14 protein-coding genes are annotated in these 16,818 nt (G+C 56.5%); 12 read left to right on the plus strand and 2 right to left on the minus strand.

Annotation, left to right across the window (positions count from 1 at the left end; genetic code table 11):
* The first annotated feature begins 375 nt into the window (after positions 1-375).
* From RLO149_RS01710 to RLO149_RS01745, 8 genes are all read left to right on the plus strand, one after another.
* Positions 376-2,109: an ABC transporter substrate-binding protein gene (locus RLO149_RS01710; protein WP_013960320.1), complete on the plus strand. Its 1,734-nt coding sequence runs from the start codon at positions 376-378 to the stop codon at positions 2,107-2,109.
* Between the two features lie 98 nt (positions 2,110-2,207).
* Positions 2,208-3,272, plus strand: coding sequence for an ABC transporter ATP-binding protein (locus tag RLO149_RS01715; protein ID WP_013960321.1), 1,065 nt, complete (start codon positions 2,208-2,210; stop codon positions 3,270-3,272).
* Entirely contained in the window at positions 3,272-4,345 is a 1,074-nt protein-coding gene (locus RLO149_RS01720) for an ABC transporter ATP-binding protein (RefSeq protein WP_013960322.1), read from the plus strand. The genes RLO149_RS01715 and RLO149_RS01720 overlap by 1 nt, the downstream gene beginning before the upstream one ends.
* Positions 4,342-5,205: a carbohydrate ABC transporter permease gene (locus RLO149_RS01725; protein ID WP_013960323.1), complete on the plus strand. Its 864-nt coding sequence runs from the start codon at positions 4,342-4,344 to the stop codon at positions 5,203-5,205. The genes RLO149_RS01720 and RLO149_RS01725 overlap by 4 nt, the downstream gene beginning before the upstream one ends.
* Complete coding sequence (locus RLO149_RS01730; RefSeq protein ID WP_013960324.1) at positions 5,202-5,999, plus strand: carbohydrate ABC transporter permease; 798 nt, start codon at positions 5,202-5,204, stop codon at positions 5,997-5,999. The genes RLO149_RS01725 and RLO149_RS01730 overlap by 4 nt, the downstream gene beginning before the upstream one ends.
* Positions 5,999-6,397, plus strand: coding sequence for a DUF2160 domain-containing protein (locus RLO149_RS01735; protein WP_013960325.1), 399 nt, complete (start codon positions 5,999-6,001; stop codon positions 6,395-6,397). Before RLO149_RS01730 ends, RLO149_RS01735 begins: the two co-directional genes overlap by 1 nt.
* 80 nt (positions 6,398-6,477) lie before the next feature.
* Positions 6,478-6,876, plus strand: coding sequence for a BlaI/MecI/CopY family transcriptional regulator (locus RLO149_RS01740; RefSeq protein ID WP_013960326.1), 399 nt, complete (start codon positions 6,478-6,480; stop codon positions 6,874-6,876).
* Entirely contained in the window at positions 6,860-7,999 is a 1,140-nt protein-coding gene (locus tag RLO149_RS01745; RefSeq protein WP_013960327.1) for a M56 family metallopeptidase, read from the plus strand. Before RLO149_RS01740 ends, RLO149_RS01745 begins: the two co-directional genes overlap by 17 nt.
* Positions 8,000-8,016: 17 nt before the next feature.
* Here the strand turns inward: RLO149_RS01745 and RLO149_RS01750 are convergent, their stop codons facing one another.
* Together RLO149_RS01750 and RLO149_RS01755 are read right to left on the minus strand one after the other, a co-directional pair.
* Complete coding sequence (locus RLO149_RS01750; RefSeq protein ID WP_013960328.1) at positions 8,017-9,357, minus strand: aspartate aminotransferase family protein; 1,341 nt, start codon at positions 9,355-9,357, stop codon at positions 8,017-8,019.
* A 103-nt stretch (positions 9,358-9,460) separates the two neighbouring features.
* Entirely contained in the window at positions 9,461-11,851 is a 2,391-nt protein-coding gene (locus RLO149_RS01755; RefSeq protein ID WP_013960329.1) for a GcvT family protein, read from the minus strand.
* 110 nt (positions 11,852-11,961) lie between these two features.
* Here RLO149_RS01755 and RLO149_RS01760 point away from each other — a divergent pair, with 110 nt between their 5' ends.
* The 4 genes from RLO149_RS01760 (at position 11,962) to RLO149_RS01775 (ending at position 16,757) form a co-directional block, all read left to right on the plus strand.
* A complete protein-coding gene (locus RLO149_RS01760) occupies positions 11,962-12,822 on the plus strand; it encodes a MurR/RpiR family transcriptional regulator (protein WP_013960330.1) in 861 nt (286 codons plus the stop codon).
* Between the two features lie 35 nt (positions 12,823-12,857).
* Complete coding sequence (locus RLO149_RS01765; RefSeq protein ID WP_013960331.1) at positions 12,858-13,826, plus strand: TAXI family TRAP transporter solute-binding subunit; 969 nt, start codon at positions 12,858-12,860, stop codon at positions 13,824-13,826.
* 97 nt (positions 13,827-13,923) lie between these two features.
* The gene (locus tag RLO149_RS01770) at positions 13,924-16,524 is read left to right on the plus strand and encodes a TRAP transporter permease (protein WP_013960332.1); all 2,601 of its coding nucleotides are present in this window, start codon (positions 13,924-13,926) and stop codon (positions 16,522-16,524) included.
* Positions 16,521-16,757, plus strand: coding sequence for an adenine nucleotide alpha hydrolase family protein (locus tag RLO149_RS01775; RefSeq protein ID WP_013960333.1), 237 nt, complete (start codon positions 16,521-16,523; stop codon positions 16,755-16,757). Before RLO149_RS01770 ends, RLO149_RS01775 begins: the two co-directional genes overlap by 4 nt.
* The last annotated feature ends 61 nt before the right edge of the window (positions 16,758-16,818 follow it).

Below are 16,818 nucleotides of genomic sequence, written 5' to 3' on the forward strand. Positions count from 1 at the left end.
ATGTGAACACATTTTTTTGAGGCGTCCATTAACCATAGTACAGAGCGAATAAGGTTAATCTTTTGTTAATGCCCGCATGCAGCAAGAAACCAATGCAGGTGCTATTTCGCGACGGTGAACGGCCCGGATCATGCGTGCATGCACGCTTTTCTTTTGAGGCGCTGATAGGGTGCTACCACAGTAACAGTGCGCGCCGGAAAGACTCGCATCAAAGGTCTGTCGAGTTGAGCGGAGTATTGCCAGTCATAAATAGTCAAATAAAAACAGTGGTATGAATATCTACTAAATATTTAGTTTGACAGAATTGTGCAGATAACAGTAGCGTGATCCCGCTGGCACAGGCTGGCGACTTTAAAAAATTTGGGAGGAGAAAAGATGCGCAAGTATCTGCTCTCCGCGACCGCGGCTATGGCCGTCATCGCGGGGTCTGGGACTGCTTTTGCCGATACGGCTGCAGCTCAGAAATGGATTGATCAGGAATTCCAGCCATCGACCCTGAGTAAAGAAGAACAGCTCGCTGAAATGGAGTGGTTCATTCAGGCGGCGGAACCCTTTGACGGAATGGAAATCAACGTCTTGTCCGAGGGTATCCCGACCCATGGATACGAATCCGAGGTGCTGACGAAAGCCTTCGAAGAGATCACCGGGATCAAGGTAAACCATCAGATCCTCGGTGAGGGCGAAGTCGTGCAGGCGGTGCAAACCCAGATGCAGACCCGCCGCAACCTCTATGACGGGTATGTCAACGATTCCGATTTGATCGGGACGCACTCACGTTTGCAACTGGCCTACAATCTGACCGAACAGATGGCTGGCGAATGGTCCGACACCACGTCGCCGACGCTGGACCTTGATGACTTCATGGGGATTCAGTTCACGACGGGTCCCGATGGGAACCTCTACCAGCTGCCGGATCAGCAGTTCGCGAACCTCTACTGGTTCCGCAAGGACTGGTTTGACCGCGAAGATCTCAAGGCGGCGTTCAAGGAAAAATACGGCTATGAACTAGGCGTGCCGGTCAATTGGTCCGCCTATGAAGACATCGCGGAGTTCTTTTCCAACGACGTCAAGGAAATCGACGGCGTGACGATCTACGGCCATATGGACTATGGCAAACGTGCACCTGATCTGGGCTGGCGGATGACTGACGCGTGGCTTTCCATGGCCGGTGCCGGTTCGGTTGGTGAACCCAATGGCGTCCCGATTGATGAATGGGGCATCCGGATGGAAGCGGGTTCCTGCAACCCGGTTGGCGCATCTGTAACCCGTGGGGGCGCGGCGAACGGCCCGGCGGCTGTCTATGCGATCCGCAAATGGGACGAATGGCTGCGTAACTATGCCCCTCCGGGTGCGGCGAGCTATGACTTCTACCAGTCGTTGCCAGCGCTCGCGCAGGGTAACGTCGCACAGCAGATCTTCTGGTACACGGCCTTTACCGCAGACATGGTGAAACCGCAGTCTGAAGGCAACAATACCGTCGATGCAGACGGCAACCCACTGTGGCGGATGGCACCCAGCCCGCATGGTCCCTATTGGACCGAAGGGCAAAAGGTCGGCTATCAGGATGTGGGATCGTGGACCTTCCTGAAATCAACACCCACTGATCGTGCGCAAGCGGCATGGCTTTATGCTCAGTTTGTCACCTCCAAGACCGTTGACGTCAAGAAATCCCACGTGGGTCTGACCTTTATCCGCGACAGCACGGTGAATCACGAAAGCTTCACCGAACGCGCGCCTAAACTGGGCGGTCTGGTGGAGTTCTACCGCTCGCCCGACCGTGTGGCATGGTCACCAACCGGCATCAACGTGCCTGACTATCCCAAGCTGGCGCAAATCTGGTGGCAGCAGATCGGTGACGTGAACTCCGGTGCGTTTACGCCGCAGGAAGCGATGAACCGTCTGGCCGAAGAGATGGACATCACCATGGCACGCATGCAGCAGGCGGATGAAGCTGCGAATGTCTATGGTGGCTGTGGTCCGCGCCTCAACGAAGAACGCGATGCCGAGTTCTGGTTTGCCAATGGCGGTGCCAAGCCCAAGCTGGACAACGAAAAGCCGCAAGGCGAGACCGTCAACTATGACGACCTCGTTGCGCGCTGGAACCAGTAAGCCAACCTGCGGCCCGGCAGTCGTGTCGGGCCACTGAACACAGCCGGAGCATCCGATGCGATGCTCCGGTTTCAAGGACCGAGGGCGCAAGGTACAAGATGAGCATCGAACTGATAGACGCCACCAAGGTGGTCCGGGGGATCACCCATATCAAACCCACATCACTGGTTTTGCACACAGGGCACTTCAACGTGCTCTTGGGGCAGACAGGAGCAGGCAAGACATCCCTGATCAAATTGATGGCGGGCCTTGATCCGCTGGCGTCCGGCAAAATTATGATGGATGGGCAGGACGTATCGAAACTCTCGACACAAAAGCGCAACATCGGCCTCGTGCATCAGTTTTTCGTAAACTACCCCCATATGACCGTTTACGATAATATCGCCTCGCCGCTGAAAGTGGCCGGGATGGCCAAGTCAGAGATCGCAGGACGGGTGGAGGAGGCGGCAGACATTTTGCAACTGCGCCCGATGCTACACCGCCGCCCGCAGGAATTGAGCGGCGGGCAACAGCAGCGCTGCGCCCTTGCGCGCGCCATTGCCAAAGAAAGTCGCGCGGTGTTTCTGGATGAGCCGCTGGCCAATCTGGATTACAAACTGCGCGAAGAACTGCGCGAGCAATTGCCGGAGCTTTTCGCCGGGCGCGGAACGGTTGTGGTTTATGCCACGTCAGAACCCGAAGAGGCGTTGATGTTGGGAGGGCAAACGGCCCTCATGGATGACGGTTTGGTTACTCAATTCGGCACGACCGCCGAGATTTATCGCAAACCCGCGACGCTGACGGCGGCACGGGTGTTTTCCGACCCGCCGATCAATGCCGCACAGATCACCAAGACGGGCGGCATGGCATCGCTGGACACTGGCGTGACATGGCCACTGTCAGGTCCTGTCGCTGATCTGGCGGATGGCAGCTATACGGTTGCTGTGCGGCCCCACCATGTCACCCCGTTTTCAGCCTCGCAAAATGAGGTGGAACTGAACGGCGTGGTGCAGGTGACCGAGCTTTCGGGGTCGGAATCCAGCGCGCATTTCCAAATGGGGAATGAGGGTTGGGTGTCATTGGCACATGGCGTGCATCCCTATCAAATCGGCGAGGAGCATCGCTTTTTCATGGACATCAGCAAAGCCTTTTACTTTGCCCCGGACGGGAGCCTCGTTGCCTGATGGCTAAGATCACGCTTTCAAACCTGCGCCATTCCTATTTCCCAAATCCGTCGGGACCTGAGGACTATGCGCTTAAAGCAATCGACCTCGATTGGCAGGACGGGGGCGCCTATGCGCTTTTGGGGCCATCAGGGTGCGGTAAATCCACCTTGCTGAACATCATTTCGGGGCTGCTGGTTCCGTCGGAGGGGCGCATCCTGTTTGACGGCAAGGACGTCACCGACCTGCCACCCGATCAACGCAACATCGCGCAGGTATTCCAGTTCCCGGTGATTTACGACACAATGACGGTGCGCAATAACCTTGCGTTCCCGTTGCGCAACCGTGGTGTGCCCGAAGCAAAGATCGCAGAGCGCGTGGCCGAGATTGCGGGCATGCTTGATGTGGAAGACATGCTTGATACACGCGCCGCGCATCTGTCGCCGGACAACAAGCAAAAGATCTCAATGGGGCGCGGATTGGTGCGCGATGATGTGAATGTGGTAATGTTCGATGAGCCACTCACCGTCATTGACCCGCATTTGAAATGGAAGCTGCGTTCCAAGCTGAAAGAGCTGCACCAAAGGGTGCGAGCCACCATGATTTACGTCACCCACGACCAGACCGAAGCGCTGACCTTTGCGGATCAGGTGGTCGTCATGCAGGACGGCGAGGTGGTGCAGATCGGCACGCCGGTTGAACTGTTTGACCGACCGCAGCACACATTTGTCGGCCATTTCATCGGTTCGCCAGGCATGAATGTGCTGCCGGTGGTCGAAAACGGTGGTGCGGTGCACTTTGAAGGCCACCCTGTCGCGCTCGAGGGATCAATCGCGGGCGAGGGCGGCAAGACCGCCATCGGCATCCGCCCCGAATTCGTCACGCTCTCCGATGCGGGCTTGCCTGCGCGGGTGCGCAAAGTGTCCGATGTGGGCCGCCATTCTGTCGTTGAGGCGATGGTGGGCGACACACCCGTCAAAGCGGTCGTCGAAGGCGATGTGCCCGAGCAGGGCGCGCCCGTGCATCTGGCGTTCCGGCAGGATCAGACACGCCTTTACCGAAACGACTGGATCGCGACGGAGGCCGCATCATGAAAACCGAAAACCAAAAAGCATGGTTCTTTGTGCTGCCAGTGCTCTTCCTTGTGGCGTTCAACGCACTTGTCCCGATCATGACGGTGGTGAATTATTCCGTGCAGGAGACGTTTGGCAACAACCTGTTTTTCTGGCAGGGGTTGGACTGGTTCGAACAAATCCTGCGTTCTGAGCGGTTTCACGCAGCGCTAGGTCGCCAGTTTCTCTTTACCGGCCTGATCCTCGCAATCGAGATACCACTGGGCATTATCATTGCCCTCTCCATGCCGAAACGTGGCATCTGGGTGCCGGTGTGTCTTGTGCTGATGGCCTTGCCGATGCTGATCCCGTGGAACGTGGTGGGTGCGATGTGGAACATCTTTACCCTGCCAAAGATCGGGATGATGGGGTACTTTATCAATGACGTGCTGGGCGTGCGCTATGACATGACGCAGGACCCGCTGGCCGCATGGATCACGATCATCGTGATGGATGTGTGGCACTGGACTTCATTGGTGGTGCTGCTGTGTTATGCGGGCCTCGTGTCGATCCCGGATGCCTATTATCAGGCGGCCAAGATCGACGGCGCGTCCCCTTGGAAGGTGTTTCGCTACATCCAGCTGCCCAAGATGAAAACCGTTCTGACCATCGCGATACTGCTGCGGTTCATGGATAGCTTCAACATCTACACCGAACCCTTTGTGCTGACCGGTGGGGGGCCGGGTAATTCGACGACGCTGTTGTCGATTGATCTGGTGAAAATCGCGCTGGGCCAATTCGATCTGGGGCCTGCGGCGGCCATGTCGCTGATCTACTTTGCGATCACATTGCTGGTGTCGTGGCTGTTTTACACATTGATGACCAAGGATGACGACAAATGAGAAAACGCTCCCTCATCCCCATTTTCTATATCATCTTTCTAATGCTGCCGATCTATTGGCTCGTCACGATGAGCTTCAAGACCACCAATGACATCCTCTCGGGCTTCAGCCTCTTTCCCGAGACATTCACGCTGGACAACTACCGGGTCATTTTCACGGACCCGACATGGTACTGGGGGTATTTCAATTCGATCATCTACGTGTCGATGAATACCGTGATTTCGATCTGTGTGGCCCTGCCCGCGGCCTACGCGTTCTCGCGCTACCGCTTTCTGGGGGACAAGCAGCTGTTCTTTTGGCTGCTGACGAACCGGATGGCCCCTGCGGCGGTGTTCGCGCTGCCGTTCTTTCAGCTTTATTCATCCGTTGGCTTGTTCGACACGCATCTCGCGGTGGCTTTGGCGCATTGCCTGTTCAACATCCCGCTTGCGGTCTGGATCCTTGAGGGGTTCATGGGCGGTGTGCCCAAGGAACTGGATGAGACGGCCTATGTGGATGGCTATTCCTTCCCGCGCTTTTTCGTCACGATTTTCCTGCCGACAATCAAGGCGGGCGTCGGCGTTGCAGCCTTCTTTTGTTTCATGTTCTCGTGGGTTGAGCTTTTGCTCGCCAAAACCCTGACGGCGGTTGCAGCAAAGCCAATCGCCGCCACTATGACCAAAACGGCATCCTCTGCGGGATACGAGCTGGGGCTGCTGGCAGCGGCAGGCACCTTGACCATCATTCCGGGCGCTATCGTGATCTACTTTGTACGCAACTATATCGCGAAGGGCTTTGCCCTGGGGAGGGTGTGATGAAACGGCTGACAGTCTTATTGACATTTCTTCTGGCAAGCCCAGTCCTCGCCCAAGGCTGGGGAAACGTCGCCCAACAGGAGGAAGAGACGGGGTTTTCGTGGACCGAGCCGCTCTGGCCGGAGTTCTGGATGGCCTGGACGCCCGCAACGTTCCTGCTGTTTTGCGGTATATTCAGTGCCATGGCGATCCTCACCATTCTTGAAATACGCAGGCCGGGCGGGGACGAACGGCGCGGTATCCTCGGGCTGACCACCACGCGGGGCGACAGGCTGTTTATTTCCCTTTTGGGGACGTCTTACATCTTTCTTGCGTGGCTCGGTCTGGTGGGCCAGCCCGTCTGGTGGCCGGTGGGCATATCCATCGTCTGGGCCATATTTTGTTTTCGAAAGGTATGAGAAATCTCTTTGGAATACGAAAATCATAGTATTTACTTACAGGCGTTCTGGCATGAGCAGCGCCAAGGGATGGCTTTTTCATGAGAGAACGCAAAAAAAGTGAGCTTCTGACTGAGGTGGAGTTGGAATTCATGAACGAGCTGTGGGCCTTGGGGGAGGGGACCGTGCGCGATGTGTTAAGTCAATTGCCCAAAGAACGTGACCTTGCCTATACGTCCGGCGCGACCATTCTGCGAATCCTCGAGCAGAAAGAGTTCGTGACCAGCCGCAAGGTGGGCAAACAGCTTGTCTATAAGCCTGAGTTGGAGAAAGACGTCTATCAATCCCGCTCACTTAAGGATCTGTCGCGCAAACTCTTTGACGACACCCCGGAATCCCTTGTGGCGCGATTGGTCAACGACGACGAATTGACCGAAGAAGCCCTTGGCGAAATCCGCGCACTTGTAGACCGGAGGTTGAAAAATGATACCGGCGGATAAGCTGCTAGACGCCTATGTGAATGCCAATATCCTTTTTGTCTGTGCGTACGTTTTCTGGGTGTTGGTGCGCGGGCGGCTCAGCCTTTTTGGTCTGGAGCGCGCCTATGGGACGCAATTGCGGTTGCTCAACAGTATTTTCCTGACGATCTTGCTGGCGCCTCTGATCGCGATGGGTTTCGGGCTGCTGCAACAGACCGGGCTTGCACAGGGTGTGACGCTGAACCTGTCTGATATGGTGGTTTCCTACTACCTGAACGGCGGTCTGCAGATGCGCGCAACAGAGTTTGAGGCGCTGGTGACGCTGCGCAACACGGTCACGCTGAACATCGTGTCCGGCGTGGGGTGGTTTGCCTGGCTGACCATGGCTGTGCTGGGTATGGGCTTTGTCATAGGGGTGATGCGTTTGGTGGTGTCCGTGATGTGCTTGCGACGGATTGTGCGGGGCAGCTATGCTTGGCGTCGTTTTGGCAGGGTGCATTTGCGATTGTCAGACCAATCGCTTGTCCCGTTCTCCACGCGTGGTTTTTACAACTATTACGTGGTGATCCCATCTCACATGCTGGCGGAGGCACATGAGCTTAAGGTGTCTTTGGCGCATGAGTTTCAGCATATCCGGCAGGGTGATCTTGAATGGGAAATCCTGATCGAGGCGCTCAAGCCGGTCTTTTTCCTCAACCCGGTTTATCACGCATGGAAGCGGCAGGTCGAAAACCTGCGTGAACTGAATTGCGACAGCGAGGTTTTGTCGCGCGGTCGTATCGATATGCGCGAGTATTGCGATACGCTTTTGTCGGTGTGTCAAAAAACCCTCAGCCGCGACCGTGACTTTGTCATCGCCGTGCCAAAGGTGACGCTGGTGAGCGCTGACAGACCCACATTACGGCAGGGCGGCAAGAGCTTTCTGGAAGCGCGCATTCTGTCGCTCACGAACTTGCGGGATGCCAAGCAATCGCGGCTCGCCGTTGTGGCATTGGTTTTGCCTTTCGTTGCGGCAGTAGCGCTGCTGTCGCTGGCGATCCAAACCCCGCCAGATTGGAGCCAGGATCGCTTGATGCTCTCCACGGTCGTTAACCTCGAACGGCTTGATGAAATAAACCGCTTGTCCGCATTTGGCCGTAACTAAGCGAGCGTCAGACCCGGTTAAACCGCAGCAGGGTCAGCACCGATAACCTGTTCAAGGGCTGTCGCCAGCTTGCCGATCAATTCATCGATCTGGTTGTCTTCGATGATGAAAGGCGGCGCCAGAAGCACGTGATCGCCCGCCCGTCCGTCGCGCGTGCCCGCCATTGGATAACAGATCAGCCCTGCGTCGAAGGCTGCTGTTTTGATTTTCGCGGCATATCCCTTTGCAGGGTCAAAGGGTGTTTTAGTTTCCCTGTCCTCAACGATTTCGATGCCCTGAAACAGCCCTCTGCCGCGGATATCGCCCACATGTGGATGTTGACCGAATTGGTCATGCAGCGCTTTTGACAGCACCTCGCCTTGCCGCCGGGCCCGATCGCATAGTCCGTCGCCAACAATCTTGCTCACAACCGCCAGCCCGGCAGCGGCGGCAACCGGATGGCCGAGATAGGTGTGACCATGCTGAAAAAAGCCTGTTCCGTTCTTTATCGTTTCGTAGATTTCGCCTGTGCACAGCATCGCACCAATGGGTTGATAGCCCGCGCCAAGCCCCTTGGCGATGCACAGGATATCAGGCGCGATCCCATCTGCATCGCAGGCAAACAGATGGCCCGTCCGACCCATGCCGCACATCACTTCATCAAGGATCAGAAGCACGTCGTAGGTGTCGCAAATCTCACGGATGCGCTTGAAATACCCTTCAACAGCGGGAACAGCACCGAGTGTCGCACCCACCACAGGTTCGGCCATAAAGGCCATGACGGTTTCAGGCCCAAGGCGCAAAATCTCGTCTTCCAGCTCCTGCGCGGCACGAAGACCATAAGCGGCGGCACTTTCACCCTCTTCACGCAGCACATATTCGTAACAGGGTGCGATATGATGAACGTCAAACAGCAAAGGCGCAAATTGCTGCCGCCGCCATTCGTTCCCGCCTGCCGCCAATGCGCCAAGCGTATTGCCATGATAGCTTTGCCGCCGCGCAATCAGGCGCCGTTTTTCTGGCTGACCCTTTTCGATAAAATACTGCCGCGCAAGTTTGATCGCGGCCTCCGTCGCCTCGGAACCGCCAGAGACGAAATAAACACGTTCTATGTCAGCGGGTGCATGTTCAATCAACAGATCGGCGAGCGCTTCGGCTGGTTCAGACGTCAAAAACCCGGTATGCGCAAAGGCAAGGTCAGCGACCTGTTTCTGTATGGCGGCGATCACATCCGCATCACCATGCCCAAGGCAGGAAACGGCAGCACCGCCTGATCCATCCAGATACGCCTTGCCGGTGCTGTCATAGAGATAACACCCCGCGCCACGGACGGCGGTGGGGATGGTTTTTTTACAATGACGCGGAAACACATGCGACATCAGGTTTCTCCTGTGCAAGGCGGAATGGCGAAGTGAGCGTTGGTTTTTTCTAGAGCATGACGCGCGCAGAATCCATCTGCGTCTGCCGGGGCGGTTTGGTTGATCATGGGCGCATCCGCGCACCGCTGGGATCAAACGCCGCTGCAAACTGCATGCGTCCGGTGTATTTGGTCCCTGCGATATCGATCTCGACCGCGCCGCCATCAACGGTAGCGTTTACATGGGCCAAGGCGACAGGTGCGCCAATCCGATACCCGAAACTGGCAGAGGTTATCTGGCCGATGATGTCCGGGCCTGCGTAAACCGGTTCATGACCCAGAGGCACGGCGGTTTCATCGTCAAAGACAATCGTGACCAGAGAGCGTTTTGACGTCTGCACGCGCTCTGCCAAAGCCTGTGCACCGATAAACCCACCGGTCTTTTTCGCCATGCCGTGCATGCCAACCTCGACCGGGCTGAGATCACCGTCAAGTTCATGGCCCATGGCCGCGAACCCTTTTTCAATGCGCATGGAGGATTGCGCAAAAAGACCTGCAGGGACCGCACCCGCAGATTGGAATGCTGCGTAAATCGCCTGCGCGTTTTCGGCTTTGCAGGTGATTTCCCAGCCCGCTTCGCCCACATAGGACATACGCACGGCGCGGACATGTTTGCCTGCAATGAATGCAGGCCCGACTTTGAAATACCCAAGGTCGCATAGTTCCGGTGCACCCGTCGCGGCAACAATGCGTGCGGCCTCCGGCCCCATCAGGCAGAGAACTGCGTAGTCTTCGGTGCTGTCTTTCAGCGTGACGTCAAAACCGTCGCTCTGCCGCAGTGCCCAAGCCAGATCGCGCTTGATCGCATTGGTGCCGACGAAAAGCCTGTAATGATCGTCTGCGATGCGGTGTGCCGTGATGTCGCTTTCATAGGTGCCGCGCTCATTCAGCAGGGGGGTGTAAATCGCCGTTCCGGCGGGGCGATCCATGTTGCGCATGGCCAGATGCTGCAGGAAGGCGCAGGCATCCGGGCCTGTCACTTCGATTTTGCCAAAAGGGGATGCGTCAAAAACTGCGGCGGCCTCATGTGCTGCGTGGACTTCCCTGCGCACATTCTCAAACCAGTCGGGCCGTCCAAAGGTCATCTTTGGGTCCGCTGATTTGCCAAAATAGAGCGGCCTTTCCCACCCGTAGACCTGACCGAAATGCGCATTGGCCTTGGCGTATTCCGCATGCAGCGGCAGCACGCGCAGATCGCGCGCGGTCTTAAGCTGACGTCCGGGGTAGGCGATTTCATAATGTGTGCCAAGGATTTCAGGCGCGCGGGCCATCAGATGATCAACCGAGTTGAACACAGGCGCGAACCGTTTGGCATCCGCTTCGCCAAGGTCATAAGCAGTATGCCCATGGACGATGCAATGGGCCAGATTCATGCCCGCCCCGCCCCCGGATGCCATGCCGACCGAATTCATGCCGCAGCCCAAAAACAGCCCGCGTGTCTCAGCCGTTTCCCCAAGCATGAACATGCCATCGGGCGTAAAGCTCTCGGGGCCATTCAGCAGCATTTTAACTTCTGCCGTTTCCAGACAGGGCAGGCGGTGCAGGGCGTTGAGCATCATGGGCTCGAAATGATCCCAGTCTTCGGGCAAGAGGCCAAATTCGAAATTCTGATCCAGAACTCCGGGGGCAATTGGCTTGCCCATCGGCTCAAAGCACCCCACCAACAAACCGCCGCTGTCGTCGCGGATGTAAAGATGATTGTCATGATCGCTGAGGGTCGGCACATTGCCCTCGATCCCCTCAAGCGGTTTTGTCAGCAGATAAAAATGTTCGCAGGCCAGCGCGGGTACCTCGGCACCTGCCATGCCGCCAATCTCGCGCGACCACAGCCCCGCACATAGTGCCACGGCATCGCAACTGACGGTTCCCTTTGTTGTTTCGACACCCGTGATGCGCCCGTTTTTAGTCAGAATGCCGGTGACGCCTGTGTTCTCGAAAATGCCTGCGCCGTGGCTTTTGGCTGATTTGACCAGCGCGGCACAGACGTCTGAGGGTGAAACGCGGCCATCCTCAGGCGACCAGACAGCTCCCAGCACATCGCTTGCGTTCATCAGGGGCCAACGCTCTTGTGCTTCGCCCGCACTGACCCAATCGGCCTTGATGCCAAAAGCATGCGCAAGGGCTTCTTGCCGTCTGACGTGAATTGCCCGGTCTGGTGTTGTCGCGATGGACAGGGACCCTTTCTGGATCCAACCCACGTTCTGGCCGGTTTCCTTTTCCAACTGCGCATATAGATCCACAGAATACTGGATCATGCGCGTCAGGTTGCGCGAGTGTCTGAGCGCGCGCACCTGCGCCGCGGAATGCCATGTGGTGCCCGAGGTGAGCTTGTTGCGCTCTAGCAGGATCGCGTCTGTAACGCCCATCTTGGCCAGATGGTAGAGGGTCGAGCAGCCCATGATGCCGCCCCCGATGACGACGACGGAGGCATGTGCAGGTAATTCTGAAGGTGTCATGGTATTTCTTTCGGTTACACCCCATTTGAAACACTTGTTTCAGCCATTGACAATATCAAAACATATGAAACAGTGTATTTAACGTTTAGGATGGAGCCATTATTGCCAACATGACAGTTCAGGACAGGATCAGCGGGTCATATGCAGATTTGAGCGACAAGCTGAGGGTTGCTGCAAAATTCGTGTCGGAAAACCCTGCGGAAATTGCAACGCGCTCTCTGCGCTCGGTTGCACAGAGCAGTGGCGTATCACCGGCGACGTTTTCGCGGCTTGCGCGCGCGCTGGGGTATCGTGACTACGAACAGTTGCGCGAAGAGGGTCGTCTTGTCGTTGAGCGTCAGATGTCGCCATTCTCGGAGCGCGCGGCCAAACTACGCGCGCAGGCAGGCAAGGAGCAAGGCCGCGCGCTGCTTGAACATCAATCCGCAGCCTGCATTGCAAATGTCGAAAAGCTGGTCGCAAGCGTAAACAGGGATGCGCTTGAGCGCGCCGTCCGGCAAATTGACGAGGCGAAGACCGTTTTGTTGGTCGGCTCCATGGGGTCGGCGGGGGTTATCGATTATCTGGGATACATGGGCCAGTGGTTCAAACAAAACTGGAAGGTGGCAGGGCGCAACGGGATTGAGCTTTCTGCCACGCTGTCGCGGATCAATGAGGGCGATGTCGTCGTCGGACTGGTCAAAGCACCATATGCACGCCGTACCGTCGCTGCGCTGAAAGCTGCGCAAGACAGGGGGGCGAAAACGGTTGTCATTTCTGACAGTCCGACATCTCCCGCATTGCAATTTGCCAATCATAGCTTCATCGTGGCGACGCAGAGCCCTCAGTTCTTTTCATCCTATGCGGCAACGCTAGTATTACTGGAGACGATAATTTCTATGCTCATCGCCCGGGCCGGACCCGATGCTGAAGAGCAAATACGCGCAGCAGAACAAACTATTGAGCGTCTTGGAGAGAACTGGACGCCGTAAATACCGACTTGCAACATATAAAGGGAGATCAACACATGTTCGCAAAACACTTTCTGACAGGGGCGGCAATGGCCGCTTCGCTTGGCATGGCTGGAGCCGCAAGTGCCGAGCAGACGTTTATCACGATTGGCACAGGTGGTGTCACGGGCGTTTACTATCCAACCGGCGGTGCAATTTGCCGTCTTGTGAACAAGGACCGCAAAGAGCACAATATCCGCTGCTCTGTGGAGTCCACTGGCGGGTCTGTCTATAACACACGCACAATTCGCGAAGGTGAATTGGACTTTGGCATTGTTCAGTCAGACGTTCAATCCGCAGCCATGGAAGGTGTTCGTGCCTTTGACGGGGATGAACCATACGCTGACCTGCGCGCAGTTTTTTCAGTACACCCTGAACCGATGCATGTGATGGTCCGCGAAGACGCAGACATCAATTCCGTCATGGATATGAAGGGCAAGCGGGTCAATATCGGCAACCCCGGATCGGGCACGCGCGTGCTTGCAGACGTCCTGATGGAAGCTGCCGGTGTTACGCCGGGTGATTTCTCTCTTGCGGCGGAATTGAAGTCGTCAGAGCAAGCAGCAGCACTGTGTGATGGCAAGATTGATGCAGCTATCTGGGCCGCTGGTCTTCCAAACGGCTCCACCATGGAGGCGACTTCGACCTGCGGGATCAAAATCCTCGACCTGACGACCTCGGGTACGGACAAGGTACTGTCAGCCAACCCTGCCTATGCGGCCGCGACCATCCCGGCGGGCCTGTACCCGGGCAATGACGCAGAAATTGCGTCCTGGGGTCCCAAAGCCACATTCGTAGCAGACGCCAATACACCGGATGAAGTGGTGTACGTGCTTGTCAAAGCGGTTTTCGAGAACTTTGAAGATTTCAAGAAACTGCACCCTGCCTTTGGTCGCCTGACGGAAGAAGAGATGATCAAGGATGGCCTCAGCGCCCCGCTGCACCCCGGTGCTGCGAAATACTATGCTGAGCGTGGCTGGATGTAAGCCTTTCAGAATTGAAACAGCTCCCGGCGCTCTGAGCGGCGGGAGCAAAAACCGATAAAAACAAAAATAAATTGATATTCCCAACAAGGGGGACAGCATGACAGATGCACAGTCAAAGGGCCCGGATACGGCCCTTCAAGATATCGTGGCCGATGCCGATACCGGCGGGCGCAACCCGGACGACGCATTTGGCAGAGCGGCTCTTTGGTATCTGCCCTTGGTTTGGGCAATCTATCAGCTTTGGATCGCATCCCCCTTACCGTTCATGCTCGGCATGGGCGTCTGGAACGACACGCAGACGCGCGCCATCCACCTTGGCTTTGCGGTCTTGCTGGCCTTCCTCGCCTTTCCGGGGCTGAAATCCAGCCCGCGCAACCGTATTCCGGCGATCACATGGGCCGTAGCGATCGTCGCGGCGATTGCAGCCTCGTACCTTTGGTGGGACTATCGCGGCGTCGCCCAACGCACCGGCGCGCCCAACACGACAGATGTGGTGATCGCGGGCATCGGGATCGTTCTCTTGATGGAGGCCGCACGACGGTCCCTCGGGTTCCCGCTGATGGGTGTGGCGCTGTTTTTCCTCGCCTATGTTTTCTTTGGATCCTGGTCAGGCTTGCCAGAAGTGGTGCAATGGAAAGGGGCCTCCTTCGAAAAGGCGATGAGTCACATGTGGCTCACGACCGAAGGGGTGTTTGGCGTCGCACTTGGTGTTTCATCAGGCTTTGTGTTCCTGTTCGTGCTGTTTGGTGCTTTGCTCAATCAGGCGGGGGCGGGCAACTATTTCCTCAAGCTGGCTTTCGCGGCACTCGGCCATCTGCGCGGCGGCCCGGCCAAAGCGGCGGTTATCGCCTCGGCTGCCACCGGACTGATCTCAGGGTCTTCGATTGCCAACGTGGTCACGACAGGCACATTCACGATCCCACTGATGAAAAAGGTCGGTTTTCCGGCCACAAAGGCTGGCGCGATTGAGGTGTCCTCTTCGATCAACGGGGTGCTGACGCCACCTGTCATGGGCGCGGTTGCCTTTCTGATGACGGAATATGTGGGCATATCCTACGTCGAGGTTGTGAAAACCGCTATCGTGCCTGCCGCCATTTCATACGTGGCGCTTGTCTACATCGTTCACCTTGAAGCGCTTAAAATGGGCATGACGGGTACAAGCCGCATGCACCCGGTCAAGTTTATCCTTGGCGCGATTTTCATCATTGCGATTTCTATCGTTATTGCGGGCGGTACGCTCTTTTTGTGCGGCTTTCTCGTGGACGTGATCAGTTCAACCTTTGGCGGCGCATCTCTCTGGGTCATTCTGTCGATCATGCTGGTCGCTTATATCGCGGCTGTGCGCTACGCAGCTCAGGGTCCTGATCTGGATATGAGCATCGACTCCATGCAGCACCTGCCGCCCACGCGCGAGATTTTCAAGACTGGCGTGCATTACCTGATGCCGATCCTTTTGTTGATGTATCTGCTGATGATTGAAAGAAAATCGCCGGGGCTGTCGGCTTTCTGGTCCACGATCTTCATGCTTTTCATCCTGCTGACGCAGAACCCGCTAAAGGCCTTTTTCAGAGGCGAGGGGGAGGCCCTGCGTCACGTGCGCGAAGGTCTTTCCGACATCGCGGAAGGCATGATTGCCGGGGCGCGCAACATGATCGGACTGGCCGCCGCGATGGGCGTCGCCGGTATCATCGTTGGTGCGGTGACCCTGACGGGTATCGGTCAGGTCATGGCCGAATTCGTTGAATTCCTGTCTGGCGGGAACCTTCTGGCGATGCTGTTCTTCGTCGCGGTGATTTCGATCATTCTGGGGATGGGTCTGCCGACAACGGCAAATTACATCGTCGTATCCTCATTGATGGCCGGTGTTGTTGTCGAACTGGGTGCTCAATCGGGTCTGATTGTCCCTCTGGTCGCGGTGCATATGTTCGTCTTTTACTTTGGTATCATGGCGGATGTGACGCCCCCTGTGGGACTGGCGAGTTTTGCCGCCGCCGCGATTTCCAAGGGCGATCCGCTGAAGACCGGGTTTCAGGCGTTCTTTTATTCGATAAGGACCGCGCTTTTGCCTTTCCTGTTCATCTTCAACACGGATCTTCTGTTGATTGATGTGGGGCCGGTGCAGGCCATCTTCGTGTTTATCGTGGCCCTGATCGCCATGCTCTTGTTTGCCGCCGGGACGATGAATTACTTCATGGTAAAATCGAGGCTTTATGAAAGTGCTGTGCTGCTGTTTGCGGCCTTTATGCTGTTCCAGCCGGGGTATTTCCTGAACCGGATTGCACCGGAATTCGAAACGATGCCGGGCACGCAACTCTTTGAAATGGCGCAATCGGCTGAATCGGGGGCGTCGCTCAGGGTGCGATTGGTTGGTGAAAACCTCAACGGTGACATGATCGACGCGCGCTATCTTTTGCCGGTGGGGGATGCAGGTGCCGACGGGGTTACCCGCCTGTTTGATGGCGCAGGCATAGAATTCCGTGAGGAAGACGACAGGATATTTGTCGACAACCTCAACTTTGGCGGACCAGCCGAGCAATTGGGCATCGATTTTGACTGGGAAATTGTCGAGTTGGAAGTCGAAGCGGACCGGATACCCAAAGAGGTCTTTTACCTCCCCGCTTTCCTTTTGGTGGGCGGTGTTTACCTGCTGCAAATGGGCCGCAAACGCAAACATGAAGCGAAGGAGGCCGTCGCATGACAAATCACATCCTGTGTTCTGTTGATCTGACCCATGAGGATGAAGCTGCCAAATTGCTGCGTGAAGCTTACAATCTGGCGGGTTTCTATGGTGCCACGCTCAGCGTTGTGACGGTCCTGCCGGATTATGGGTCATCATGGGTCGGCTCGTTTTTCAAAGAGGGCACGATGCATGACGCCGCCAGTTTCCGTTTATTCTGCCCATGTCGGGTCAGTTTATCGCGTGCAGTATAGGTGGCACGCATATTTTGGTGCCAATGTAAAAGTCTATAGGTCCTATCGGCGCGGCGATGGG

This window comes from Roseobacter litoralis Och 149 (assembly GCF_000154785.2).
Taxonomy (GTDB): Bacteria; Pseudomonadota; Alphaproteobacteria; order Rhodobacterales; family Rhodobacteraceae; genus Roseobacter; species Roseobacter litoralis.